Source organism: Micromonospora terminaliae, assembly GCF_009671205.1.
Classification (GTDB): domain Bacteria; phylum Actinomycetota; class Actinomycetes; order Mycobacteriales; family Micromonosporaceae; genus Micromonospora; species Micromonospora terminaliae.
Map to the genome: position 1 here is coordinate 1636157 of NZ_CP045309.1, position 24984 is coordinate 1661140.

The 24984-nt window shown below is 73.1% G+C and carries 19 protein-coding genes; 11 read left to right on the top strand and 8 right to left on the bottom strand.

What is annotated here, in order from left to right; translation table 11 throughout:
- Window positions 1–28 precede the first annotated feature (28 nt).
- Window positions 29–4396 carry a S8 family serine peptidase gene (locus GCE86_RS07415; RefSeq protein WP_244317221.1) on the bottom strand — a complete coding sequence of 1456 codons (4368 nt, stop codon included), beginning with the start codon at window positions 4394–4396 and terminating at the stop codon, window positions 29–31.
- A 342-nt stretch (window positions 4397–4738) separates the two neighbouring features.
- Here GCE86_RS07415 and GCE86_RS07420 point away from each other — a divergent pair, with 342 nt between their 5' ends.
- The 4 genes from GCE86_RS07420 to GCE86_RS07435 all read left to right on the top strand — a co-directional run bounded on the left by GCE86_RS07420 (window position 4739) and on the right by GCE86_RS07435 (window position 7587).
- Window positions 4739–5293, top strand: a complete 555-nt coding sequence (locus GCE86_RS07420; RefSeq protein WP_244317222.1) for a winged helix-turn-helix domain-containing protein — start codon at window positions 4739–4741, stop codon at window positions 5291–5293.
- Between the two features lie 176 nt (window positions 5294–5469).
- On the top strand, window positions 5470–6186 hold the full coding sequence (locus tag GCE86_RS07425) for a hypothetical protein (RefSeq protein ID WP_154226247.1): 717 nt from the start codon (window positions 5470–5472) through the stop codon (window positions 6184–6186).
- 45 nt (window positions 6187–6231) lie between these two features.
- Complete coding sequence (locus tag GCE86_RS07430) at window positions 6232–6459, top strand: hypothetical protein (RefSeq protein ID WP_154226248.1); 228 nt, start codon at window positions 6232–6234, stop codon at window positions 6457–6459.
- Window positions 6460–6495: 36 nt separating this feature from the next.
- Window positions 6496–7587 carry a PIN domain-containing protein gene (locus tag GCE86_RS07435; RefSeq protein WP_154226249.1) on the top strand — a complete coding sequence of 364 codons (1092 nt, stop codon included), beginning with the start codon at window positions 6496–6498 and terminating at the stop codon, window positions 7585–7587.
- 18 nt (window positions 7588–7605) lie between these two features.
- Here GCE86_RS07435 and GCE86_RS07440 read toward each other — a convergent pair whose 3' ends face one another.
- Window positions 7606–8838, bottom strand: coding sequence for a hypothetical protein (locus GCE86_RS07440; RefSeq protein ID WP_154226250.1), 1233 nt, complete (start codon window positions 8836–8838; stop codon window positions 7606–7608).
- Window positions 8839–8927: 89 nt separating this feature from the next.
- On the opposite strand from GCE86_RS07440, the gene GCE86_RS07445 reads away from it, so the two are divergent.
- Both GCE86_RS07445 and GCE86_RS07450 read left to right on the top strand, forming a co-directional pair.
- Complete coding sequence (locus GCE86_RS07445; RefSeq protein WP_154226251.1) at window positions 8928–9401, top strand: molybdenum cofactor biosysynthesis protein; 474 nt, start codon at window positions 8928–8930, stop codon at window positions 9399–9401.
- 155 nt (window positions 9402–9556) lie between these two features.
- The gene (locus GCE86_RS07450) at window positions 9557–10132 is read left to right on the top strand and encodes a sigma-70 family RNA polymerase sigma factor (protein ID WP_154226252.1); all 576 of its coding nucleotides are present in this window, start codon (window positions 9557–9559) and stop codon (window positions 10130–10132) included.
- A gap of 25 nt (window positions 10133–10157) precedes the next feature.
- Here the strand turns inward: GCE86_RS07450 and GCE86_RS07455 are convergent, their stop codons facing one another.
- From GCE86_RS07455 to GCE86_RS07465, 3 genes are all read right to left on the bottom strand, one after another.
- Entirely contained in the window at window positions 10158–10895 is a 738-nt protein-coding gene (locus GCE86_RS07455) for a zf-HC2 domain-containing protein (protein WP_154230375.1), read from the bottom strand.
- A gap of 62 nt (window positions 10896–10957) precedes the next feature.
- Window positions 10958–12355 (bottom strand): acyl-CoA synthetase, encoded by a 1398-nt coding sequence (locus GCE86_RS07460; RefSeq protein WP_154226253.1) that lies wholly within the window; start codon window positions 12353–12355, stop codon window positions 10958–10960.
- Window positions 12356–12577: 222 nt separating this feature from the next.
- Entirely contained in the window at window positions 12578–13234 is a 657-nt protein-coding gene (locus GCE86_RS07465; protein ID WP_154226254.1) for a C39 family peptidase, read from the bottom strand.
- 913 nt (window positions 13235–14147) lie between these two features.
- Between GCE86_RS07465 and GCE86_RS07470 the strand changes: the two genes are divergently transcribed.
- The 3 genes from GCE86_RS07470 to GCE86_RS07480 all read left to right on the top strand — a co-directional run bounded on the left by GCE86_RS07470 (window position 14148) and on the right by GCE86_RS07480 (window position 20698).
- Window positions 14148–15326: a CaiB/BaiF CoA transferase family protein gene (locus GCE86_RS07470; protein WP_239543053.1), complete on the top strand. Its 1179-nt coding sequence runs from the start codon at window positions 14148–14150 to the stop codon at window positions 15324–15326.
- Between the two features lie 124 nt (window positions 15327–15450).
- Window positions 15451–18417 carry a hypothetical protein gene (locus GCE86_RS07475; RefSeq protein ID WP_154226255.1) on the top strand — a complete coding sequence of 989 codons (2967 nt, stop codon included), beginning with the start codon at window positions 15451–15453 and terminating at the stop codon, window positions 18415–18417.
- A 1-nt stretch (window position 18418) separates the two neighbouring features.
- A complete protein-coding gene (locus GCE86_RS07480) occupies window positions 18419–20698 on the top strand; it encodes a hypothetical protein (protein ID WP_154226256.1) in 2280 nt (759 codons plus the stop codon).
- 13 nt (window positions 20699–20711) lie between these two features.
- On the opposite strand, the gene GCE86_RS07485 is transcribed toward GCE86_RS07480, so the two are convergent.
- Complete coding sequence (locus tag GCE86_RS07485) at window positions 20712–21299, bottom strand: TetR/AcrR family transcriptional regulator (protein ID WP_154226257.1); 588 nt, start codon at window positions 21297–21299, stop codon at window positions 20712–20714.
- 142 nt (window positions 21300–21441) lie between these two features.
- Between GCE86_RS07485 and GCE86_RS07490 the strand changes: the two genes are divergently transcribed.
- Window positions 21442–22635, top strand: a complete 1194-nt coding sequence (locus GCE86_RS07490; RefSeq protein ID WP_154226258.1) for a thiolase family protein — start codon at window positions 21442–21444, stop codon at window positions 22633–22635.
- A gap of 19 nt (window positions 22636–22654) precedes the next feature.
- Here the strand turns inward: GCE86_RS07490 and GCE86_RS07495 are convergent, their stop codons facing one another.
- On the bottom strand, window positions 22655–23083 hold the full coding sequence (locus GCE86_RS07495; protein WP_204342864.1) for a PPOX class F420-dependent oxidoreductase: 429 nt from the start codon (window positions 23081–23083) through the stop codon (window positions 22655–22657).
- Window positions 23084–23315: 232 nt separating this feature from the next.
- Here GCE86_RS07495 and GCE86_RS07500 point away from each other — a divergent pair, with 232 nt between their 5' ends.
- A complete protein-coding gene (locus tag GCE86_RS07500) occupies window positions 23316–24437 on the top strand; it encodes an LCP family protein (protein ID WP_244317223.1) in 1122 nt (373 codons plus the stop codon).
- A gap of 22 nt (window positions 24438–24459) precedes the next feature.
- On the opposite strand, the gene GCE86_RS07505 is transcribed toward GCE86_RS07500, so the two are convergent.
- Window positions 24460–24972 (bottom strand): SRPBCC family protein, encoded by a 513-nt coding sequence (locus GCE86_RS07505; protein WP_154226259.1) that lies wholly within the window; start codon window positions 24970–24972, stop codon window positions 24460–24462.
- Window positions 24973–24984 lie beyond the last annotated feature (12 nt).

The following is a 24984-nucleotide window of genomic DNA, read 5'->3' on the forward strand; positions in this document are numbered from 1 at the left end:
GGCGGACCTCACGGCCGACGGTCGGTGGTCAGCAGCGGATGGGGGACAGCGTGAAGTCCTCCACGGTGGGCGTGGTGTTGTTGATCCTCGTCTGACGGGTCTGGGGCTTCCAGCCGTCCTTGGCGACGATGATGCTGAGCGGGTTGTTGCGCCGGTCCATCCAGTAGGCGTACCTGCCCTCGGCGTCGGTGGCGAACGTCCAGGACATCGCCCACGAGTCGACCTGGACCACCGCGCCGGGGAGCGGCGCGACGGCGCCCTGGCAGCTCCGGCCGGTGACGGTGCCCATCAGCTTGCCCCAGCTGGTCGGCGGCTGCGCGATCATGGTGACCGTCACCGGCGGCACGGTGTACGGGGTGTTCTCCTTGATCGCGACCGATGCCGAGTACGTGCCGGGCTGGTCGACGCTGGCCGTCATGCCGACGGTCACCGTGACCTTCTCACCCGGCGCCAGGGTGACCTTCGACTTGTCGATGGTCAGCCAGCTGACGTCCGCCGGCCCCTCGGCGCACTCCTCGAAGCCGGGCAGCACCTCACTGTCCTTCGTGGCGTTGAAGCTGCCCGAGGAGCCGCCGATCTTGTAGAAGCCGCACGCCGCCCCGCCGCGGTAGCGGGGGGTGTTGGCGTTGGGCAGGTTCGCCCACGAGTCGGTCGCCGGGTCGTACGCGAAACCGGCGTTCGTGATGGCCCCGCCCTGCGAGCCACCGACCACGAGGAGCTTGCCGTTCGCGACGGCGAACGAACTGGCCCAGTTGTCGGCCGGCGCGTCCGCCACGGCGGTCCAGGCGTTGGCGCCCGGGTCGAACGCGTAGCTGGCCTTCTGCGCGACGGACCCGTCGTTGCCGCCGGTGCAGTAGACCGTGCCACCGATGCCGCCGCAGGAGGCGAACGCCACCGACTTCGGGTAGTTCGGCAGCGTCTCCCAGGCGTCGGTGGCCGGGTCGTAGCGGACCACCGAGTTGGACATCGGCAGGCAGCTGGCCGTGGTGCAGCCGCCGACGGCGTACAGCTTGCCGTCCGCGACGGCCTGGCCGGCCGCGGCCCGCGGCGCGGGGTTGTCGGCCTTCCTGGTCCAGGTGTTGGCCGCCGGGTCGTACGACCAGGTCGTGCCGTCGGGTCCGGCGGCGCCCCAGCCGCCGGTCGCGATGATCCTGCCGTCGACCACCCCGACCGTCATGGCGTTGCGCGCGGCGGGGAGGTCGGCGATCGCCGTCCAGGTCTGCGCGATCGGGTCGTACACGTAGTTCTTCGTGCTGGACGTCGTGCCGTCACCGCCGGCGATCGAGTAGACCTTGCCGTCGAGATTCACCACCCGGTTGTCCATCACGTTGGCCGGGTAGTTGGCGATGCCCGTCCACGGCTCGGCCTGGGGACCGGCCGGCGTGGCGGCCGCGGTGGCCGACTTGCCGGACGGCCGGGCGGCGACCGACGTCGGGGTGGTGAGCCGCTGGAGCGGCGCGCCGGGCGAGCCGAGCAGCATCTGCTCGGACAGCTGGGACCCGTCGGCCCGCTGCAGGACGAACCCGCCGTCCCGCTCGCTGAACTCGACGGTGACCGGGGCCCCGCCCGTGTTGGTCACCGTGAAGCTCTTGCTGACCTTGCCGGTGGGCATCCGGACGGTGCCGGTCAGCGAGGTCGGCTGCACGGACAGCCGGCCCGCGGCCAGTTGGAAGTTCGCCGCCGTGGCCCAGTCGGCCTCGACGTCGACCTGCTTGGTCTGGCTGACGTAGTTGCCGGCCTTGGCGGTGAAGGGGTGCTGGCCGGTCAGCGACGAGAACATCCAGTAGAAGCCGTCGGCGAGTTCGGTGTCGTCCGGGGTCGCCACGGTGGTGGCCTTCTCCGCCGGGCGGTCGTCACTGGTGACGGTGGCGCCGTTGACGTAGCCGTTGTCGTTCTTGTCCCGGACGTGGCCCAGCACCAGGCCGCCGTCGACCGGCTTGCAGACGATCTTGCTGCCGATCAGCACGTTGTCGACCTGCCACCACCACTCCCAGGAGGCGTCGTAGTAGTGGAACCGGACCCGGACCTGCGCCTGGCCCGCGGCCTGCGGGATGGGCACCTCGGTGACCCGGGGGCCGCGCACGTCGGCCGCCTGCCGGAGCACGTTGCTCCAGGTGGTGCCGCCGTCGAGGCTGAGGTCCACGTCGGCCCGGTCGGAGCTCAGCCAGTTGAAGTCCTGGTTGAACCGGATCACCGGCGCGGCGACGCCGGTCAGGTTGACGACAGGGCTGACCAGCGAGGTGTCCTGCCGGCCGCCGCTGCCGTAGTCGTCGCTGTCGATGATGGCGAACCCGCCGGAGCCGCCGGTCAGGTTGCCCCGGTCACCGCTGTCGGTGAACTTCCAGACCTGGCCGGTGCCGGCGTTGTCCACGACGGACCAGCCGTCGGGCACGCTGGTGCCGTCGAAGGTCTCGTACTCGCCGTCGGAGCTGTTGGTGTAGCCGGGCGCCGTGGTGCAGGCGTTCGGGTCGGCCGGTACGGCGATGTTGCTGGTGGTGTTGCCCGAGCCGACCACGACCTCCTTGGTCACGGTCGGGTAGCCCGGGTACTGCGACTCGACCTTGAGCCGGTAGGTCGCCCCGGCCGGCAGCTTGAGGCTGTAGCGACCGTTGGCGGGGGTGGTGTAGTCGGAGACGGGGAGGCCCTCGACGCTCACCTTCGCGTAGAGCGGCCAGCCGTGCCCGGAGCCGTCGGTGACCTGACCGCCGACGGTGACGCTCGGCACCGCCGTCAACGCGACGTCCACCGTCGTGGTCGTGTTCGTGGTCACCGTCGGCGAGAGCGTCCTGGTCCGGTAGCCGAACGCCGAGACGGTGACCTGGTAGTCGCCGGCCGGGAGCAGCGACGAGTACGTCCCGTCGGCGGCGGTGGTCAGCGAGCGCGTCGCCGCACCGGTCAGGGCGACGGTGGCGCCGGCGATCGGGGCGCCGGTGGCCGCGTCGGTCACTTTCCCGGCCAGGGTGCCGTTGTCGCCGATCGGGGCGGCGTTGAGCAGCGCGAGCGCGTCCAGCCGGCCCTCACCGTAGACGTTGTTGTCGTCCGTGGTGCCGCCGCACTGGGTGTCGGCCTTGTCGACCGCCGTGTCGTTCAGCAGCGCGCGGGTCGCCGCGACGTCGCCGACGAGCGTGGGCGCCGCCGACCAGAGCAGCGCGATCGCCCCGGCCAGGTGCGGCGCGGCCATCGAGGTGCCGCTGTAGCTGGCGTAGGAGTTGTCCGGCACGCTGGAGCGGACGTTGACGCCGGGCGCCGACAGGTTGGGCTTGATCTCGCCGTTCTGCCCGGCGCCGCGGGAGGAGAAGCTGGCGATGTTGTTGTTGATGTCGTACGCGCCGGCCGAGTAGTTGCTGGCCAGGCTGCCCGGGGAGCCGCTGGTCTGGCAGGAGGGCCCGTTGTTGCCGTTGGACCAGGTGCCGAAGATGCCCGAGGCGGTCCAGGCGTCGGTCACGTCCTCCATGAACGGCTCGGTGGACGGCAGCGTGGTGCCCCACGAGTTGTTGATGATGTTGGGTCGCTTGCCGGCGTCCGGGTTCTGCCCGTTGAGGTCGGTGGGCTCCAGCATCCACTGGCCGGAGGAGACCAGCGCGGCGTCGGTCGGGCAGCACCCGTTCGCGGCGATCCACTTGACCTCGGGGGCGACGCCGATCTGGTTGGCGCCGTCGGAACCGGCCATGGTGCCCATCGTGTGGGTGCCGTGGCCGTCCTCGTCGCAGGGCGCGGTGGCGCAGGTGCCGGCGGCGTCGTACCAGTTGTAGTTGTGGTCGAAGGTGCCGTCGCCGTTGTTGCCCCGGTACGCGTTGACCAGGGCCGGGTGGTCGAACTGGACGCCGCTGTCGATGCTGGCCACCGTGATGCCGGCGCCCTTCACGCCGTACTGGGACCAGACGTCGTCGGCGTTGATGTTCGCGATGCCCCACTCCAGGGCGTTCACCGACTTCTCGTCGGTGCCCTTGGTGGTCTCGGGAAGCTTGTACTCGATCGGGGCGTACAGGCCGTCGACCTCGGCGTGGGCGGCGAGGTTCTGGGCCATCGTGAGGGAACCGCCGCTGACCTTGATGGCGTTGGTCGCCCAGAAGGTCTGGTACTTCGTGCCCGAGCGGTCGAGCTCGGCGCGGATCTTCGCCTGGCTGTCGGCGGCGGTCTTCTTGAGCGCGTCGGCGACCTCGGTGCCGCGCTTGGCCCAGTCCTTGTTCGCGGCGGCCTTGCCGAGATCGGCCTTGGCGCCGAAGTGGATCCAGAAGTCGCCCTCGCTCTTGCCCTGGAGCTGCCGGGTGAGTTCGGGGCGGATCTTGTCACCGGCGGATGCGCCGGTGCCCGTTCCGGTCTGCGCAGCCTGCGCGCCGGTGGCCGTGGCGGCCAGGGCGGTCGCGGCGAGGACCAGGGCCGCGCCCGCGCTCACCAGCCGACCGGCCGGGCCCCTCCTGTGTGGACGTCTCAGCATCGGTGCTGCCTCCTCCAGTACGACCCGCGGATGTTCGAGCCATGGCGGAAGGGCGCAGGAGACTGCTCTCCCGTCGGATCACACCGGTTTGAACGAACCCCCCAAGCCCCCTAGGCGCCGTGCGGGTCTACGCCGGCTGCCTGAGTGGACACTATGATCGACAGGAAAGCGCGATCAAGCACCGTACGTGAGCAACTTGTCACCAACAGGTCCCCTCGGGGGGGTCGGTTGACATTGACTGTCACGGCGATTCCCAGGTGCGGCAATTTCTGCCGCTGGTACCTCCGGGCGGGAGGTAACGTGACCGACCAGGAGACGAGCGGGGCGGAGCATCCGTTCCCGCTGGTGATCGGGGTGACCGCGGCGCCGGCCGAACGAGTCCGCCTCACCGAGCTTCTCGACGGCGTCGCGCCCCTGCTCCTGGTCGCCGACCTCGACGAGCTGCGCCGGCTGCTCGCGTCGCCGGAAGCACCGTCGGCGGCCCTCGACACCCCGCCACCGGCCGCTCCGGCGCCGCCACCGGACGACACTCTGGTGATCGACGCGGCCCGTTCCACCGCCCGCTGGGGCGAGCGGGAGATCGTCCTCACCCGGCTCGAGCGGGACCTGCTGGCCTGCCTGACCACCGAGCCGGTGCGGGTCTGGACCTATGCCGAGCTGCACCGCTCCGTCTGGCACGACGAGGGGCTGCAGGACAAGGCGGACGTGCAGTCCCTGGTGAAGCGGCTGCGCCGCAAGCTCGACCGGCTGGGCACCGGCGTCACCGTCGTCGCCGTACGGGGCGTCGGGCTGCGGCTCACCGACCACCGGCGACCCCGGGCACAGGGCACCGGGCGCCTGCCGAACGGCCGCTAGGGTCCACGCCGCCCCGGTGACCGACTACGTCCGGGAGCGTACGGGCGTACCCCCGCTGCCGTACCTCGAAGGCCGCCCCACGTCGGACGACGCGCCGCCCGCTCCTTGGAAACATGACTGGCCGATGGACGCGCGTCCCGGCTCGTCCGGCCGCGTCCGCCCAGAGGGAGGGGTCAATGGGACAGAATCGGCTCGGGAGTGCGGCCGGGGCGCCACCACGACGCGGACCGCGGGCGGCGAACGCGCCGGGCCGGCGCTGGGGATGGTGGGGCATCGTCTTCGTGGCCGCCTTCGTCGCCGGCATCGCGGCTGGCAGCGCGCTCAAGGCGGGGGAGAGCCTCTACCTGCCCGACGCGTCCGTCGCGCAGTTGCGTGACTTCTATGCCGCCAGCCGTGCGGCGGTGCTCGTCCAGTCGGCGTTGCAGATCCTGGCGGCGGTCGCCCTGTACCGGTTCGGGTGGCGCCTGCGCACGGCGCTGCACGCGAGGGGCACCCGTGCCGGCGCGGTGCTGGGTTGGGGTACGGCGATCACCGCCGGGTCGCTGTTCGCCTCGGTGGTGTGCGGGCTGGCCCTGCTGCTGGCGACGCAGGCCGGCGACACGACCGTCGCCGGTCTCGGCAGGGCCGCGCTGGTGCTCGGCGGTGCGGCACACCTGCTCGGCGCCGGCCTGCTGATCACGGCGGCCTCGGCGGTCGCGTGGCGTTCCCATCGGCGGCCCCGGTGGGTGTTCGGCTACGGGAGGTTCGTGGGACCGCTGGTGGCGGCCTCTGCCCTCTCGATCCTGCTGCCGCCGCTCGTCCGGCCGGAGCCGGCGTTCCGGCTTCTCGCGGCCGTCTGGCTGGTCGGCACGGGAATTGCCGTCCTGCGGGGGGCCTTCGACGAAGTGAGGTAGGACCGGCAGGCGCAGCACCTAGGCTGGCCGGAGGAGGTGGCAGCGGTGGGTGCTGACGATCGGGGCCGGTCGACGGGGAGGCGCAACCGCCTGCTCCTGGCCGGCCTGCTGGCGGTGGTCGGGCTGATCCTGCTCCTGCTCGGCCTCACCGTCGCCAACGGCGCGGTCGCCGGCGTCGAGGTCGTGCTGGCGCTGCTGCTCCTGATCGCCAGCTACGCGATCCAGCACGTGGCCCGCCGCAACACCCTCTATCGCGACGAGCGGCGGCGGTGACCGGACCGGAGCGCCGGCACGGTTAGGCTGACCGGCGTGGATCAGGAAGACCGGATCGCGCTGTTCCTCGACTACGAGAACCTGGCGCTGGGCGTACGCGACCATCACGGCGGCCGGCCGTTCGACTTCCGCCCGATCGCCGACGCCCTCGCCGAACGCGGCCGGGTGGTGGTGCGCCGGGCGTACGCGGACTGGTCGTACTTCGACGAGGACCGGCGGATGCTCACCCGGTCGCACGTCGAACTCATCGAGATACCGCAGCGGATGGGCGCCTCGCGGAAGAACGCGGCGGACATCAAGATGGCCGTCGACGCCGTCGAGCTGGCCTTCGAGCGCGACTACATCTCGACGTTCGTGATCTGCACGGGGGACAGCGACTTCACGCCGCTGGTGCACAAGCTCCGGGAACTCAACAAGCGGGTGATCGGGGTCGGTGTGGAGAAGTCCACGTCGGCGCTGCTGCCGCCCGCCTGCGACGAGTTCCTCTTCTACGACCGCCTCGAAGGGGTCGACGTGCCGCCGGCGGCCGGCCGCCGGGTCCGGGCGGCCCGCCCGGCCGAGCCGCAGACGCCGCCGCGGGCCGAGCTGCCGCCGGAGCCGCCGGTCGAGGCCCCGCCGGCCGAGGAGGAGCCGGCGCGGGACGTCGACACGCTGGCCGTGCTGGTGGCCCAGACCGTGGCCGGCATGCAGGGCAGCTCCAGCGGCGAGGTGACCGCCTCCGGGCTGAAGCGCACGCTGCTCCGCAAGGACCCGACGTTCAGCGAGTCCGACTACGGCTTCCGCACCTTCGGGGAACTGCTGCGCCACCTGGCCGGGCACAACGTCATCGAGCTCGCCGCGGGACCCGCCAAGGGGGACCCGGAGGTGTCGCTGCCCGAACGGGGCGACCGGGAGGTGGCCTTCGCGCTGCTGCGGTCGGTGGTGGTGGACCTCGCGGGCGAGGGCGGCGCGGTGCCGCTGTCCGGGCTCAAGGACCAGCTCCGGCGCGCGCGGCCCGACTTCAGCGAGAAGAAGCTGGGATACCGCAGCTTTCTCCAGTTCGCCAAGGCCGCCGCCACGAGCGGGGCCGTGGAGCTGCGGTGGAGCCCGGAGGCCGACGACTACCTGCTCACCCCGCACACCCCCTGACGACCGGCTGCGCCCGCGTCAAATGCGGCGGCACAGCAGCGGGTCCACGACCGGCAGCCGCAGCGGGTGGAGGCAGATGCCCGACCGGGTGGAGGCGCTCGGGGACGGCGAGCCGGTCGGCGGCACGGTGGGGCTGCCGGTCGGGGTTCCCGTCGGTGCCGGGGTTCCGGTCGGGCTCACCGCCGGCGTCGTCGGTGCGGCCGGCGCGGTCGTCGGGGGCGGCGTGGTGCGGGACGGTGCCGGGGGCGCGATCGGCTCCGTACCTGACGGGGTCGGCGTTCCGGTGACGGCGGGCCGCCGAACGCCGTCGGCCGGCCGACGGAGCCGGGTGGGTTCGCCGGCCTTCGACCGGGTCGAACCGCCGTCGGGTGTGCTGAGGACCGGGTCGGGCGAGCGGTCGTCGTCGGGCGTCTGGGCGGCACCGTCCGTGGCCGCCCCCGTCCGGTGCACCGGCCCGGCCGTCGCGGGCCAGGTGCCCGCCGCCGTCACGCCGAGGAGCACCCCGACCGCCACGGCGCCGGCCGCGGCCAGGCGCGCCGGACGCCGCCGGGGCGCCGGGGCGTCGGCAACACCGAGCGGCCGCGGTGGCCGCGGCCGGGCCGCGCGGTGCGCGGCGAGCAGCGCGTCGAGCTGCGTGGCGAGCGCGTCGCGGGTCCCGGTGGCGGTGGCGTACGCGAGGGTGAGGTAGAAGCGGACGTTCGCCGCGCCGGTGACCGGCACGCGCAGCCCGGCCGGGCGCCGGCCGTCCCCGAGGTGCAGCAGGGTCACCGGCAGATCGGGGTGGTGACCGAGGCCGAGCAGGTCGTCATGGGCCCACTCGCGCCGGCCGGCCCGCCCGGCGAAGGCGACCCGCCGGTCGGTCACCACGGCGGCGCCGGTGTCGACCACCCGCAGCCCGTTCGGTAGCGCGCCGTCGGCCGGGTCGAGCAGGTCGGCGGTCAGCGCCGGGTCCGGCGCGGGGAGCCCGGGTACGTGCCGGGCCTCCGCCTCGACCAGTTCGGCGACCGGCACGACACGGTAGACCACCTCGCCGTCGTCCAGCTCGACCGGCAGGTCGGCGCCGGGGAGGGTGCAGCCGTGGAAGCCGGTCGCCTCGATCCGGAGCCGCTCCAGGTGCTCGGCGCGACGGCGCCACGTCCGGGCCGCCGCCTCGTACGCACACCGCCGGCGCTCGTTCTCGCGCCGCGTCCATGCGATCTGTCGTCCCAGCTCGGGGTGACGCCCGGCCGGGGTGGACCGTCTCGTCGTCACACGCGGTACAACGTCCTCCACGGAGGGTGGACACGTGAGGGCGGCTATCGTCCGCTTAGGTACCGGTACGTCCGTGCGACAATCCGCACATGGCGCAGATCGTCCAGTTGCTGGCCTCGCCGGTGCACCGCTACGTGGGCCGGCCGGCCGACGGCCCGGCCCCGGCGCCGCCGGGCGAGCTGGTCGAGGAGGTCCGGATCCGGGCCGGCCTGGGCATCGTCGGCGACCGCTACTTCGGCCGGCCGGCGCACCGGGAGGCGAGCGTCACCCTGATCGCGCAGGAGTCGCTGCCGCCCGGCGCCGACCTCACCCAGGTGCGCCGCAACGTGCTGACCCGGGGCATCGCCGTGGACGAGCTGGTCGGCCGGGTGCTCACCCTCGACTCCGGCGCGGGGCCGGTCAGCCTGCGGGTCCACCGGGCCGCACCGCCCTGCGCCTGGCTGGACGTCACGGTCGCGCCCGGCACCTGGAAGGCGCTGCGCGGCCGGGGCGGGGTGCGCTGCGCCCCGCTCACCGACGGCGTCCTGCGGGTCGGGCCGGTCGAGGTGACCCTCGAATCCTGACCCCTGCCCGGGAACTTCCCGGCTCCCGCGCCCGACCAACGGGTGACCGCCCGGCGGGCGGCGAGGGTGACAGGGAGGACGGCGGGGATGAACCGAGCGAGGCCCGCGCCCGTACCGTCGATCGTGACGGTGGTGGACCGGCGGGCCGGTCGCGGATGAGCCCCGAGGCCGACGACGAGCAGGTGACCCGGTGGGCGCGCCGGGCCGGGCAGGGCGACCAGCAGGCCGCCGCCGCGTTCGTGCGGGCCCTGCAGGGCCCGGTGTGGCGGTTCCTCGCGCACCTGGCCGGTCCCGCCGAGGCCGACGACCTCACCCAGGAGACGTTCCTGCGCGCGCTGCGCGCCCTGCCCGGTTTCGCCGGCCGGTCCGCCGCCCGCACCTGGGTCTTCGCCATCGCCCGTCGGGTCGCCGTGGACCACGTGCGGGCCGCGGCGGCACGCCCCCGGGTGGCCGCGCTGCCCGACTGGCAGGCCGCCGCCGAGGCCGCCGGGGCGGTCATTCCGGGCGGGGAGGAGGCCGTGACCCTGCGCGGGCTCATCGCCGGGCTCGCCCCGGAACGGCGAGAGGCGTTCGTCGCCACCCAGGTGGTCGGCCTCTCCTACGCCGAGGCGGCCCAGGTGTGCGGCTGCCCGGTCGGCACCATCCGCTCCCGGGTCGCCCGCGCCCGGGAGGACCTGGTCGCCGCCTGGCAGGGCGACGCGCGGCCGGCCCGGGGCAGCCGGGTCGTCTGACCCGGCCGGCCCGTCAGGCGGCCCGTCAGGCGGCCCGGCGGTCGCGGGCCTGTGCGGCGTACGGCGTGGGCGGCACCAGGCGCAGCGGGGCCGGTTCCGGCGGCTCCTCGGTGCGCAGCGACCAGCGCGACCCGGCCGACCGGCCCTTCTGGGGCGGCGTGCCGCCCGGACGCCACCGGGGCCGCGCGAGCAGCACCATCACCCCCCAGCCGACCAGCAGGAAGCCGTGGCTGACCAGCCGCTGCACCGCCACCTGCCCGGTGATCAGGTCGTTCACCGACAGCAGCAGCAGGGTGGCGACGAACGCGGTGAGCATCGGCAACAGACCCGCCGGGGCGGAGCGCCGCAGCGCCACGTAGAGGAAACCGGCGCCCACGGCCACGTTCCACGCGGCCGACTCGTGCCAGAGGTGCTGGCCGGTGGCGTGCGCGTGGTCGATCACGGCCTCCCGGCCGACCTGGGCCAGACCGAGCACGAGTTGCACGGCCCCGAGCAGCCCGAGTACGCCACGCAGGCCGAGCGCCACGCGCTCCCGCCACCCGGGCCGGACCGGCGGGGCCGCGGCGAGCACCGCGTCGACCAGGTCGGGCACCGGCGGGGCGAGCTGCGTACGGGCCCGCCGGGTCACCGCGACGGCCGCCTCGAACCAGTCCCGGCAGCCGGCGCACTCCGCCAGGTGCGCCTCGGCCGCCGCGCTCTCCGACCGGGTCGCCTCCCCGTCCAGCTGCGCCGACAGGATCTCCCGCCACTGCTCACACGCCATGTACAGGTAGTCGTCCGCACCGGCCCCCTGGTTCCCGCGGCCCCGGCGGCGACCGGCGGGCGTCACTCCTGCACCAGCAGGTTCTTCTGCACCTTGCCCATGGCGTTGCGGGGCAGGGCGTCGACCAGCCGGACCTGGCGGGGCCGCTTGTGCACCGACAGCTGCCGGGCCACGAAGTCGATCAGGTCGGCCTCCCGCAGGTCGTCGCCGACCACGTACGCCGTCACCTGCTGACCCAGGTCCGGATGCGGCGTGCCGACCACGGCCGCCTCGCGGACCCCGGGGTGGGCGAGCAGCGCGTCCTCCACCTCGCCGGTCCCGATCCGGTAGCCGCCGCTCTTGATCAGATCGGTGGCCGCCCGGCCGACGATCCGGTGCCAGCCGTCCGGCCCGACCGTGGCCACGTCCCCGGTCCGGAACCATCCGTCCCGGGTCCGGCTGGCCGCGTCGGCGTCCGGCCGGTGCAGGTAGCCGTCGAAGAGTGTGCCGCCGCGCACCTGGAGCTCGCCCATCGTGCCGGCGGGCAGCGGGTCGCCGTGCTCGTCCACGACCCGGGTGCGCACCCCGGGCAGGGGCTGGCCCACCGTGCCGGGCCGCCGGGGTCCGTCGGCCCGGGCGCTCACGGTGATCAGGGTCTCGGTCATGCCGTACCGCTCGACGACCCGGTGGCCGGCCAGGTCGGCGAGCGCCGCGAAGACCGGTTCGGGCAGCGCGGCGCTGCCGGAGACCAGCAGCCGCGCGCCGCGCAGGGCCCGCGCCGCGTCCCGGTCCGCGGCGACCCGGGACCAGATCGTGGGTACGCCGAAGTAGAGCGAGCCTCCGGCGGCCGCGTACCGCTCGGGGCGGGGCCGGCCGACGTGGTGCAGCCGGCTGCCGAGCCGCAGCGGGCCGAGAACGCCGAGCACCAGGCCGTGCACGTGGAACAGCGGCAGCCCGTGCACCAGCCGGTCGTCCGGCGTCCACGACCAGGCGTCGGCGAGCCCGTCCAGGCAGGCCGCGACGGCGCGGCGGGACAGCACGGCGCCCTTCGGAGCGCCCGTGGTGCCGCTCGTGTAGAGGATCAGCGCGGTGGCCGCGGGGTCCGACTCCGGGTGCCGGGTGTCCGAGCGGCGGGCCAGGTCGACCGGCACGGCCGGGGGTGCGGAGTCGAACGGCTCGCCGCCGGCCGGCGTCAGCAGCGCCTCGGCGCCCGAGTCGCGCAGGATGTGGTCGCGTTCCACGGGCCCGGCGTCCGGCGGCACCGGGACGACGGCCGCGCCGGCCAGCAGCCCGCCCACCACGCCGACCACGGTCTCCAGGGTGGGCGTGGCCGGCACGGCCACCCGTCCGACGCCGCGCAGGTCGTCGGCGACCGCGGCGGCCATCCGGCGCAGCTCGACCCAGGACGCCGACCGGTCGTCGACCCGGACCGCCTCCGGCCGCTCGTCGGTCGACTCGGACAGCCAGCTCAGCAGCGGCACGCCGCGGCTCCTCCCCGATCGCACCACGGCCCCGCGTCGCCGGGGCGGAGCCCTGCTGCCGGGCCCGTGGGCAGTGTGCCATCGTTGGCCGTTCCGGAACGGCAGGCAGCAGGTCGACTTGTCCGACGAGGCCGACGAGCCGGTGCGCGCGGGCGACCGCTGAGACGACGAAAGGGCCCGACCCCGGGTGGGGTCGGGCCCTTTCTGGTTGGTGCCGGTGGATCAGGAGGCGGAGTAGCCGCGGGTGGCGATCCAGTCGGCGAGGTTGTCGACGCTGATGCGGTAGGAGGCCATGTTCGGGTCGGCCGAGTCGGCGATGGTCACGGTCTTCCCGCCGTCGCGGTAGCCCACGACGCTGATGTAGTGGCCGCCTTCGAAGGAGTGGGTGTTGCCGTCGGTGTCGGTGGTGGTGCCGGCGATGTTGGCGACCACGGCGCGGCCGTCGTCGACGGTGCGCACGATGTCGGTGCGCAGGGTGTCGGTCTGCTTGTCGTCGGCCTTGCCGTCCTTGATTTCGATGGACCGGTAGTGCTTGCCGGTCTCCTTGTTCAGGACGGGGGTGATGTCGTTGATGCTGTTGGTGCCGTTCTCGGTGGTGCCCATCTCCTTGGCCATGGCGTCGACGTCGATGTTCTTGCCGAGCACGGAGATGGCGTTGCGGGTGGCGGCGGGGCCGCAGTAGTAGAAGTTCGGCTGGGCCTCGTAGCGCACGTCCAGCTCGCGCTCGCCGTGGCCCTTGCGGTCGGTGCTGACCTGGGCGGCGGTCTTCTCGGCGGGGGTGGCGTGGGCGGCGATGGCCGGGCCGGCGATCCCACCGGCGGTGGCGGCGAAGCCGGCAGCGGTCAGAACGGTGTTACGCAGCATGGTGTTGGTACGCATGATGAGTGACGCCTTTCTGTCGGGGGTGCACAGCACACGCACAGGGGGGTGCGGGTGTGCTGGTGAGAAAGTCTGGGGAGATGCCCGGCGGTGGGGGTCCTGCTCGGGCGGTCCGGGGTGTAACCATCGGCGGCGGGGAAGCGATTCCCACACGCTCGATCCGATGTCCCGGGGAGATGTAACGACCGGCGGCCCGGAGTGATTCCCTGGCTCACCGGCTCGGACCTTCACGGTCCGGGGGATGTAACGACCGGCGGCCGGGGGTGATTCCCTGGCTAGCCGGCTCGGACCGGTGGTGCGCGGTCCGGGGGATGTAACGACCGGGGCGGCGGGGTGATTCCCTGCGGCTGGCCGGTGCGGTGGGCCGGTGATGCGCGGCACGGGAGATGTAACGACCGGCCGGGACCGGTCATTCCAACCGCGGCTGCCTCGCTCGGAGGCGGGGTGCTGCGCGGTCTGCCATGTACAACGACCCCGACCCCGCCATGATTCCGCCCCGACGGTGGCCCCGACCACCCCACGACCGGGCCGAAACCGGACACCAGGCCCCGAACCTGCCGACGCAAACCGGACACGCAGCCCAGGCAGCGCATCCAGGAGCTGACCTCCGGGCGGGCAGCCCGCCACGGGAACTCGTTGATCAAGAGGTTTGCGTCGGGATTCGGTCCGAGTGCGACGCAAACCTCTTGATCAACGCGGGGAGTGGTCGACGGCCTCGCGTATGGCCGAACGGTCGTCGGCGGGCACGTAGCGGACATCTTGCCGGGCCGCGACGCGGTCGCGCGGGCGGGTCGGCGGTGAGTGGAACGCCATGGAGGTCACGGGTGCGCGGATACCTCTACAGCGTTCCAGTCATGGCGAGGTCCGGTCGCGGCCAACCGGGTTCCACTGTGGGCGTGCCACCATGTCCGGCATGGGGAGCCGGAGCGCGGGTCCGGCGGGGGAGGGGGAGGCCATGGGGGAGGGCTCGACCGGGCCGCTGCACGGTGTCCTCGTCGCGGACTTCTCGCGGATCCTGGCCGGGCCGTACGCGACGATGCTCCTCGCCGACCTGGGCGCCGACGTGGTCAAGGTGGAGGCGCCGGGTGGCGACGACACCCGGACCTGGCAGCCGCCGGTCCGCGACGGGGTGTCGACCTACTACCTCGCCGTGAACCGCAACAAGCGGTCGCTGGTGCTCGACCTCGCCGATCCCGGCGACGTGGTGCTGGCCCGCCGCCTCGCCGCCCGGGCCGACGTCATGATCCAGAACTTCCGGCCCGGCGCCCTGCGCCGCTTCGGCCTCGACCACGACACCGTCACGGCCGCCAACCCCCGCCTCGTGTACGCCTCGATCACCGGCTTCGGCGCGGCCGGCGGCGCGGACCTGCCCGGGTACGACCTCATGGTGCAGGCGGCGTCCGGGCTGATGAGCCTCACGGGGGAGGCGGACGGCCCGCCGTACAAGGCGGGGGTTGCCGTCTTCGACGTGATCGCCGGGCTGCACGCGGCGGTCGGGATCCTGGCCGCGCTGCACCACCGGGCGGCCACCGGCGCCGGGCAGCACGTCGAGGTGGACCTGCTCTCCTCGGCCCTGTCCGGGCTGGTCAACCACGCCGGCGCGCACGTCGCCGGGGGAGTGGTGCCGCACCGCATGGGCAACGCCCACCCGAGCATCATGCCGTACGAGCCGCTGCCCACCGCCGACGGCGAGCTGGTGGTGATCGCCGGCAACGACGCCCAGTTCCGCACCCTGTGCCGGGTGCTCGGCCTGCCCGGGCTGCCCGACGACCCGCGGTTCCGGCGCAACCAGGACCGCACCGCGAACCGCGCGGCGCTGCGGCCGTTGCTGGTGGCCGCCCTGGCCCGGCGGACCACCGCCGAGTGGTTCCGCGAGCTGCGCGCGGCGGGCGTGCCGTCCAGCCCCATCAACACGGTCGCCGACGGGGTGGCCCTGGCCGACGGGCTCGGGCTCGACCCGGTGGTGACGATCGACGGCGTGCCCGGGGTGCGGCACCCGATCGGCCTGTCGGCGACCCCGCCCCGCTACGACCTGCCACCGCCCGGCCTGGACGAGCACGGCGCCGAGCTGCGCGCCTGGCTGGCTGGGTGAGCGGTCCGCGCGTGGCGTCGGCCGGCAGCCGACCGGAAGCAGCCGCTTCCGGCGACCACTATCCGCGATTACGCGGTCGCGAAGGTGACTGAGCCGGTGTGCCGCGCGGGACTAGCCTCCGCCCATGGAGGCTCTCTTCCGATTCGCACAGGTCCGGCAACCACTCAGGACGGACGCGCCCGAGGCGATCGACCTGAGTGCCGACACAGAGCTGCAACGGCGGCTGGCCGAGGTCGCCGCCGAACCGGACTCCCTCGCCCGGATGAAACGCCTGGCGGCGGAGTTCGCGGCCGGTCCGCACTATGTGACCGGGGAGGAGACGACGGGCGTGGTCGGCGCGACCCGCCCCGTGAGCGAGGCGCTCGCCCGGTCGGAGCCGGATCTCGACCTCGCGGCTCTCCTGGGCCGCCCGGTCGCCGACTTCCTGGCGGACCCGCAGACCACGGCGGGAATCGCCGACATCAAGGACAGCATCCTGGTCATCAAGTTGCTGCCCGCCGAACACCGCCGCCCGATCGCCCGACTCGTCGACGTGCTGCGCGTCCACGGCTACCTCGCCTCCGGCGAGCAGCGCCTGTTACGCACCGTACGCCTGCCGGAGTGGTTCGGACGCGGGCCCCGGCCGGTGTCGCCGCCCGGCGACCCGGGCTCGATCAAGGACCGGCTGGCCGAGCTGGCGACCCGGCACGAGGCCGTCGACGCGGCCGTCACCGAACTCGCGGCCGTGCCCGCGACCGGCTTCCGGCGCACCCCGCAGCGGGAGTACCCGCAGGTGTTGCCGCCGGAGAACCTGCGACCGCAGGCGCTCTTCGAGCGTGACCTGACGATCCGCCGAAAGGAACTCGAGCTGCCGCTGCGGCTGTCGGAGCTGCCGTCGCCGGCACCCGGCATCCCGGTGCAGCCCGGTGCCCAGATCGCGATCAGCGGACGGCCGGAGTTCCTGCCGATCACGGAGCAGGGCGGGGTGCGGCTCGACGCGACCGCCATCGACCGGCTCGGCCGCGGCACGCGGGAAACCCTCCGGAATCTCGGGATCGATCCGGCCGACCACCTGCCCGACGTCGTCTCCGCCCTGCTGCGGGAGCGACGTGCGCTGCACGAGTCGGCGCAGGGCCTGGTGCAGTCGCTCATGCCCCGCACCAGCTGGTGGCGACGCGGCAACGTCGTCGTCGCCCGCGCCAACGGCCTTCTCGCCGATATCCACTGCCGCACCCCGAGGGACCTCCTCGACCTCTTCGAGCAGGCAGGCAGCCCGCCCGATCCGGAGGCGGTCCCGCACACTCACGCCGACCTGGGGCCGGCCGGCGTCATGGACCTGTACGTCGTGCGCCAGCAGCTCAAGGGCTACGTACGTGACGAGATCGCGTACGTCGAGAACGTGCTGCGCAGCGAGTCGCGGGACCGGACCCGGCGCACCCGGACCGAGACGGAGAGCATCTTCGTCCAGGAGCGCGAGCGGGAGAGCGAGCAGAGCAGCTCCCTGACGACCACCGACCGCTTCGAGTTGCAGCGCGAGACCCAGTCCCTGCTGCAGGAGCGCTCCGACGTCAAAGGGTCGCTCACGGTCTCCGGCAGCTACGGGCCGACCGTCGACTTCCAGGCCAGCGCCGACGCCGCGTGGACGCGGAACACGGAGGAGAGCGAGTCCTCGGCGAGCACCATGGCCCGCGAGGTGACCCAGACCGCCGCGGAGCGGACCGCCGAGCGCATCCTCACCCGGGAGACCCGCCGCACCACCACGGAGGTGGAGGAGACCGACCAGCACACGTTCGACAACACGCTCGGCACCGAGCACGTGGTCGGCGTGTACCAGTGGCTGACCAAGATCTACGAGGCGCAGGTCTACAACTACGGCCGGCGGACGCTGTACGACGTCATGGTGCCCGAGCCGGGCGCGCAGCTCATCGAGGCGTTCCGCCGCAGCCGGGCCGAGGTCGTCGAGATCGTCGAGCCGGTGCCGTTCTCGGTCCGCCCCGAGCAACTGCGGTCCGACACCTATCAGACCTTCGTCACGCTGTACGGCGCCACCGGCATCAAGCCGCCGCCGCAGCCGTTCACCACCGAGGCGTACGACTTCCACACCGGTGGGGAGGAGTCGAGCCAGGAGTTCACGGACTCGACGAGGATCAAGGTGCCCGACGGGTACCGGGCGGTACAGGCATCGGTGGGCGTCGTCACCACCATCTGGGACGGCTGGAGCGTCGATGTGGTCGTGGGCCAGCGGGCGCACCGGTTCGGGGCGGGATCCCCGTGGGTGTGGATCACGGATCTGAACGGCGAGACCGGCAACGTCCCGTTCGCGTTGACCACCGACAAGGTCGGGCACATCGCGTGCGCCGTCGAGGTGACCTGCGCCGCGACAGACCACGCCATGAAGGTGTGGCAGCACGAGACCCATGCCCAGTTGGTGGAGGCCTACCGCTCGCGGTTGTCCGAGTACGAGGCGAAGCTGGCCACGGCTGAGGCGACGGCGCCGCCGGTGATCGTGAGCCGGGAGGCGTACCGCAACCGGGCCACGATGGTCGACGAGCTCAAGCGCATGTGCGTCACGCTCCTGACCGAACAGCACTTCGACCTGTTCGACGCCACGACGGCGGGCCCGGACGGGCTGCCCCGGACCCGCTTCGACCAGGCCGGCCTGGAGGGCGCCTATGTGCGCTTCTTCGAGCAGGCCTTCGAATGGGAGAACATGTCCTGGGTGTGCTACCCGTACTTCTGGGGGCGGCGCTCGGTCTGGCTGGAGCGCCTCGACATCCGCGACGGCGACCTGGAGTTCGAGGACTTCCTCAAGGCGGGCTACGCGCGGCTCGTGCTGCCGGTCCGGCCCGGCTTCGAGTCCGCCGTGGACCACTTCCGCAAGACCGGCGACCCCTGGGAGGGCGGCCCGCTCCCGACCATCAGCGACGACACGTACCTGCCGATCGCGGACGAGATCGCGGAACGGCTCGGCATGCCCGGCACGGAGGTCCCCGCCGGTGAGCCTTGGGAGGTGCGGGTGCCCACGAGCCTCATGCACCTGCGCACGGCGGAGGGGTTGCCGCGCTGGACGAGGCAGCCGGACGGGCACTGGGTGCCCGACGAGGAGTCGTGAGGTGCTGCGCGACGGCGCCACCTACCCGTCGATGCCCTCGCTGGCCGGCGCACTGGCGTTCACCGGCCGGCTGATCCCGTCCGACAACCTCGCCCGCATCACCGTCACCGACAATTCGCTGAAGGTCTCCTGGACCTGGACCATCCGCCCGGGGCGGGCGAGCGCCAAGCGGTGGAAGGAACTGGGCATCCCGCCGGTCGTGTGGCACTGGATGCCGCCGTCCGGCGGCCCGGCGAAGGTGGCGTACCCCGAGTCCCCCGAGTTCCGGCGCCCGGTCCTGCTGCTGGCGCTGGCACGGGACGCCACGGTGGAGGTACGCCGGGACCGGCCGTCGTTCACCGTGTTCCGGGTCGAGCGGCCCCGGTCGCCGTTCTCCGCCGTCACCGCGTCACCCGGCCCCGCCTGCCAGTGCCACCCGTCGCACCACCAGCGCCGGCCCATGTCCGACCTGCGCCACGCGGTCCTCGACCCGGACACCATGCGCTGTGACCTCACGCCGCAGGTCACGGTCTTCCGGAACCAGGACCCCCGGGTGACGCCGTTGTTCGACGATCCGCAGTCGATTCTCGCGGCCATGGGCACCCCGTACGTGCTCGTCTCGGGCAGCAAGGAGACCGTGTCGATCGAGGCGGACGACCTGGACAGGATCGCCGACCGGATGGCGGTGAGCCTCGGCTACGTCTCCAGGCAGATCCTTCCGCCCGGGCTGGTGATCGTGCCGCGGCCCACCGGCGTGGTGATCCAGTCCTGGGAGGGCCGCTTCGAGGTGCAGGTCACGATCAAGGACCCGGACAAACCCGCGGCGTACGCCTACTCGGCTCGCTGCCAGGGCTCGGTCAGCCTCATCGTCATCCAGCACGACGACAACGTCACCGTGACCGCCCGGGCCGGGCCGAACGCCTTCGCGCGGTCGACGTTCATCTACTCCCTGAAGGTGCCGCACGAGCGGGTTCCGGGGCAGGGCGCGCACCTCGACCTCGACAGGAAGACCTACCACCAGCACGCCCTGCCCGACCGGACCGGGTTCCTCTCGGTGCTCCAGCTCATGATCGAGGTGCCACTGAGCTTCGTCCCCGTCATCGGTGACCTCTACGAGCTCGGTCAGCTCGCGTTCATGATGGCGACCGGTCGGGACTTCTGGGGCAACCAGGTCACCGCCAACGACATCGTCCTGTACGGCACTCTGGCGGCCGTGTCCGTCGGCGCGACGGCCTACGTCCGCCTGGGCAGAAGCGCAACGCGACTCAGCGAGGAACTCGCCCGCCTCGAAGGACTCACGGCCGACCTGCGCCGGATCCTGGCCGACGCCGACGGCCCGGCGCGCTCCCGTGCATTCCTCAAACGGCTCGAGAGCCTGCCGGAACGGCAGCAGGAAAAGCTCGTCAAGATGCTGGAGACCACGATCGCGAACCCGCGCGCCGCCCCGCGCCTCGCAAAGGCCGTTCAGGACGTCCTGCAGGAGACGAAGAAGGCCTCGAAGGAGGCTGAGGAGCTCCTCGACCTCGACGTGCGCGCGATGTTCACCGAGGACATGACGTCGTTCAGCAACTCGATGCTGCGCTGGGAGTACGACGAATACCTCGCCTGGGCCAGCCGCAACAGGAAGGACCCGAAGGCGCCGCTGGACTGGTTGCTCGCCACGGAACGTCAGTGGGTCCGCGGCTACCTCACGGCGCACCTGGGCGACGACTACCGCGCCGTCATCAAGGCGGCGCACGGCAGGCTGCCGGGCCAGGTGACCCTCACGGCGGCGATGCTGCGCCACTACGACGACGTGGCCGGGATGGGCATCAACCAGTACAACAAGATGCAGAGCCGGGTCCGCAAGGTGTCCGGTTTCGGGTACCTGTTCGAGCTGGACCACATCATCGAACAGCGCTTCATCCGGCGGCTGCGCGAGTGGACCGAGGCCGTGCCGGAATACCTGGCCTTCCAGGCGTTCCTCGTGCCCAAGAACGCCGCCGTCGCCGCCGAGATGATCCGCGTCGACCCGACCTCCCACCTGATCCGCTACGTCCACCAGGCGAAGACGGACATGATGCGGGCCCTCATCCCGCACGGGTCCGAGAGCCTGTTCACCGCGCAACAGGTCGCGGACGCGACGCTGTTCACGCTGAAGTCGCTGGACGCCCACACCTACCTCAAGACGATCGACGTGCTCGAGGAGGACTTCCGCTTCCTCGCCGAGGCCCTCGGCCAGAAGATGCCCCGGCTCCGGCCCTGGGACGAACTCACCGAGGACCTCTTCACCGTGGCCAACGGCTGGCCGCAGGCCAGGTAGACCGGGCGGCCGGTCAGTCCACGATGCTGGTCACCTGCTCCGCCAGCAGGTCGTCGACCAGCTCGGTGGCGGTCTTCGCCGCCGCGGCGGCGTCCGTCCGCCCGGCGCTGCCGTACAGGCCCTCCACGATGAGCCAGATCCGGTCGGCGAGCCGACCCGGGTCGGCCACGTCCAGCCGGGCCACCAGGGCGTCGATCTCCGCCCGGGTGTCCCGCAGGTAGTCCCGGGCCACCCGGCCGGGCTCGCCCGCGTCGCCGGGGAACTCGGCGAGGTAGAGGCGGAAGGCGCAGCCGCGGAAGTCCGGCGCGGTGGCGGTCGCGGCGATCTCCGCGACCAGCGCCCGAAGGCGCGTCGCCGGGTCGTCGGCCAGCCCCTCGGCCGCCGCGAGGCCGGCCCGCTCGCGCTCCCGCCGGCACCCCCGCAGGTACGCGGCGACCAGGTCGTCCTTGCTCGGGAAGTGGGTGTAGAGCAGATTCTTGCCGCAGCCGGCGGCGTCGATGACCTGGTTCATCCCGACGGCCCGGACGCCGTGCCGGTAGAACAGCTCGCCGGCGGCGCGCAGGATGCGTTCCCGGCTCCCCGGTGCGGCGGTGCGGGCCATCGATCCTCCTTCGCGGTTGCTGTGGCGAGAATAACGGACCGATCGGTCCGGCGGCGATTGACCGGGTGCGCGCCGGTGTCGCAGTATCGGACCACTCGGTCCGGACCGATCGGTCCGGCAAAGAATGTCGCAGGAGGCAGCGATGCGCGACGCGGTCATCGTCGAGGCGGTACGCACCCCGGTGGGTCGGGCGAAGCGGGGCGGGGCGTACCTCGACGTCCACCCCGTGGACCTGCACGCGCACGCGCTGCGCAGCCTGGTCGCCCGGGTGCCCGGGCTGGACCCCGTGGAGATCGACGACGTGGTCGGCGGCGCCGTCGCCCAGGCCGGCGAGCAGAGCACCAACACCACCCGGCTCGCCGCGCTCGCGGCCGGCTTCCCCGAATCGGTCCCCGGGGTGACCGTGGACCGGCAGTGCGGCAGCAGCCAGCAGGCGCTCAGCTTCGCCGCCCAGGGCCTGGTCGCCGGGGCGTACGACATCGTGGTGGCCTCGGGCGTCGAGTCGATGAGCCGGGTGCCGATCGGCAGTGCCGCCCTGGTCGACGGCGTCCGCGCCGACGTCGCCGGGCCCGCCGTCGCCGCGCGCTACCCGGGTGGGCTCGTGCCGCAGGGCGTCGCCGCCGAGCTGATCGCCCGCAAGTGGGGCCTGTCCCGCACCCGGCTCGACGAGTACGCCGCCATGAGCCACCAGCGGGCCGCCGAGGCGTGGCGGCAGGGGCGGTTCGCCGGGCAGGTGGCCCCGCTGCCGGGCATCGACCTCGCCATGGACGAGACCATCCGGCCCGGCACCACCGTGGAGCGCCTCGCCGCGCTGCCGCCGGCCTTCGCCGCCGAGCACTGGACCGCCCGCTTCGGCGAGCTGGACTGGAAGGTCACGGCGGGCAACTCCAGCCCGCTCAACGACGGCGCGGCGGCGCTGCTGCTCACCACGGGCGAGACCGCCCGCCGCCGCGGCTGGCGGCCCCGGGCGCGGATCCACACCGCCACCGCCGTCGGCGACGACCCGATCATGATGCTCACCGGCATCATCCCGGCCACCGCCAAGGTGCTCACCCGGGCCGGCCTCACCATCGGCGACATCGACGCGTTCGAGGTCAACGAGGCGTTCTCCTCGGTCGTGCTGGCCTGGCTGGACGAGACCGGCGCGGACCCGGCGAGGGTGAACGTCGACGGCGGCGCCATCGCCATCGGCCACCCGCTCGGGGCCAGCGGCGCCCGGCTCGCCACCACCCTGCTGCACGTGCTCGAACGCACCGGCGGCCGCTACGGCCTCCAGACCATGTGCGAGGCCGGCGGCACCGCCAACGCCACGATCATCGAACGCCTCGACAGCTGAACGGACGGGTGCGGGCGGGTCAGTCCGCGATGCCGGCGAACGCGACCACCTGCTCGGCCCGCAGCCGGACCAGCAGCTCGCCGGGCACGGCGTTGCGCCGGCCGTATTCGTCGGCGCGGTCGGCGCCCATGTAGCGGGCCGCGATCCGGGTCGACCACGGCAGCGACTCGACCGGGTCGTCGATGATCGTCACGGTGCCGCGCACGGTGACGAACGCGTACGGCGGCTGCTCCTCGTCGACGGTCAGCGCCGCCCGCGGGTCGCGGACCAGGTTGCGCCCCTTCACGCTGCTGCTGCCCGTGTTGAAGATCAGGTCGTCGCCGTCGAGCACGAACCACACGGGGACCACGTGCGGGGAGCCGTCGGCCCGCACCGTGGCCAGCTTCCCCGTCCGGGTGCCGGCGGTGACGAAGGCCCGCCACTGGTCGTCGCTCATCCGCTGCGCCATGCGGCCATTCTGACCCACCACCCCGACACGTCCGCCGGTGCCCGCTCCCAGCCAGTTCACAGCCGCGCGACCTGGCCGGCAGGCCCGGCCCGGCATAACCTCGGACCGGCCCGCCACCCGTCCCGACCTGGGGAGATCACACGTGTCGTACCCGAGCACCGCTGGACCGGCCGGTCCGGTCCCGCCGCGCCGGCCCGCGCGGCGGCCCTGGCCGCGCTGGACGCGGTGGTGCGTGGCGGTCGGCACCACGCTGATGACCCTGAGCGGGGTGGCGCTGGGCGGCAGCGCCTGGCTGCTGCACGCGGCCACCGGCGAGGTCACCCAGCAGAACCTGCTCGGCGCCGCCGCCGCGCCCCCCGAGCAGCACCGGACGATCACCGGGGCGAAGAACATCCTGCTCGTCGGCGTGGACACCCGCCCGCACCAGGACCCGAGCCAGCTCACCCGCGCGGACTCGATCATCCTGCTGCACGTTCCGGCCGACCACCGCCAGGCGTACCTGGTCTCGCTGCCCCGCGACTCGCTGGTCACCATCCCGGCGTACGACAACGGGGCGACGCCGTACCGCGGCGGGCAGAACAAGATCAATGCGGCCTTCGCGTTCGGCAGCCGGGGGCTGACCGGCCCCGCGGCGCTCTCGCACGGCTTCGAACTGCTGGCGCTGACCGTCCGCGACCTGACCGGCATCACCCCCGACGCCGGCGGGATCATCGACTTCCAGGGTTTCAAGCAGATCGTCCAGGTGCTCGGCCAGGTCTGCATGTACGTCGACGAGACCACCACCTCGATCCACGTCGGGCACGACGCCGCCGGCAAGCCCGCCGCGCCGTACGCGATCAACCCGGACGGCACGGTGAACCACCGCATCGCAGGCATCACCCCGAACGTCTACACGAAGGGTCAGCACTGCCTCGGTCCGGCGCAGGCGCTGGACTTCGTCCGGCAGCGGGACCTGCTGGCCAACCACGACTTCGACTACGGCCGGCAGCGCCACCAGCAGCAGTTCGTCAAGGCGGTGCTCGCACAGGTGGTCAGCAAGGGGCTGAACTCGCCGACGAAGCTGCCCGGGCTGCTGTCGGCGGTCGGCCGGACCATGACCGTGGACGACGGCGGCATCGCCCTCGCCGACTGGGCGTTCGCCATGCGTGGCGTCCGGCCCGAGGCGATCACCACGATCAAGACCAACGGCGGCACCTTCAACAGCCGTACCGTGCCGGGCGTCGGCAGCGCCGAGATCCTCAGCCCGACCAGCATGCAACTGCTCCACGCGGTACGCGACGACTCGGTGGACTCGTTCGTCGCCGCCCACCCCACCTGGGTGGCCGACTCCGGCCCGGCCCCCGCCGACCACTGACCCGGGGACGGCCGGGAGGCAGTCAGGCGGCGCCGTCGGTGCCGGCCCTCGGCCCCTCCTCCCGCGCCGGGTGAGGCCGTTGCGCCAGGGTGGCGGCGAGCCAGGCGTTCCGGCGCGCGACGAGGCGTCGGAGGTACGGCCGCAGGACGAGGCCGGCCACGATGCGGCCGACGGCTCCCATCGGCGCCGTGAAGTCGATGACGTCGCGCATGAGGGTGGCCGAGGCGGCAGCGGGGTCCGGCGTGAAGCTGTGCTCGTGGCGCCACCGGCCGAACGGGCCGCTGACCTGCTCGTCGGTGAAGCCGTGCGGTCGCCGGTAGGCGGTGATCCGAACGGTCATCCGCCAGCGGAGGCCGAAGTGCCGGGCCTCCCAGGTGACGTCGTCCCCGGCCGCCAGACGGCCGGTCGTCACGCCGCCGACCGCCCGTTCGGCGCTGGTGCCCATGGAGACCGTGTGCAGCTGCACGTCGAGGCAGGCGTCGAAGACGGTTTCCGGGGCTGCGGGAACGTCCGTGATGAGCTCGATGCGTGGCACGCAGCCACCGTA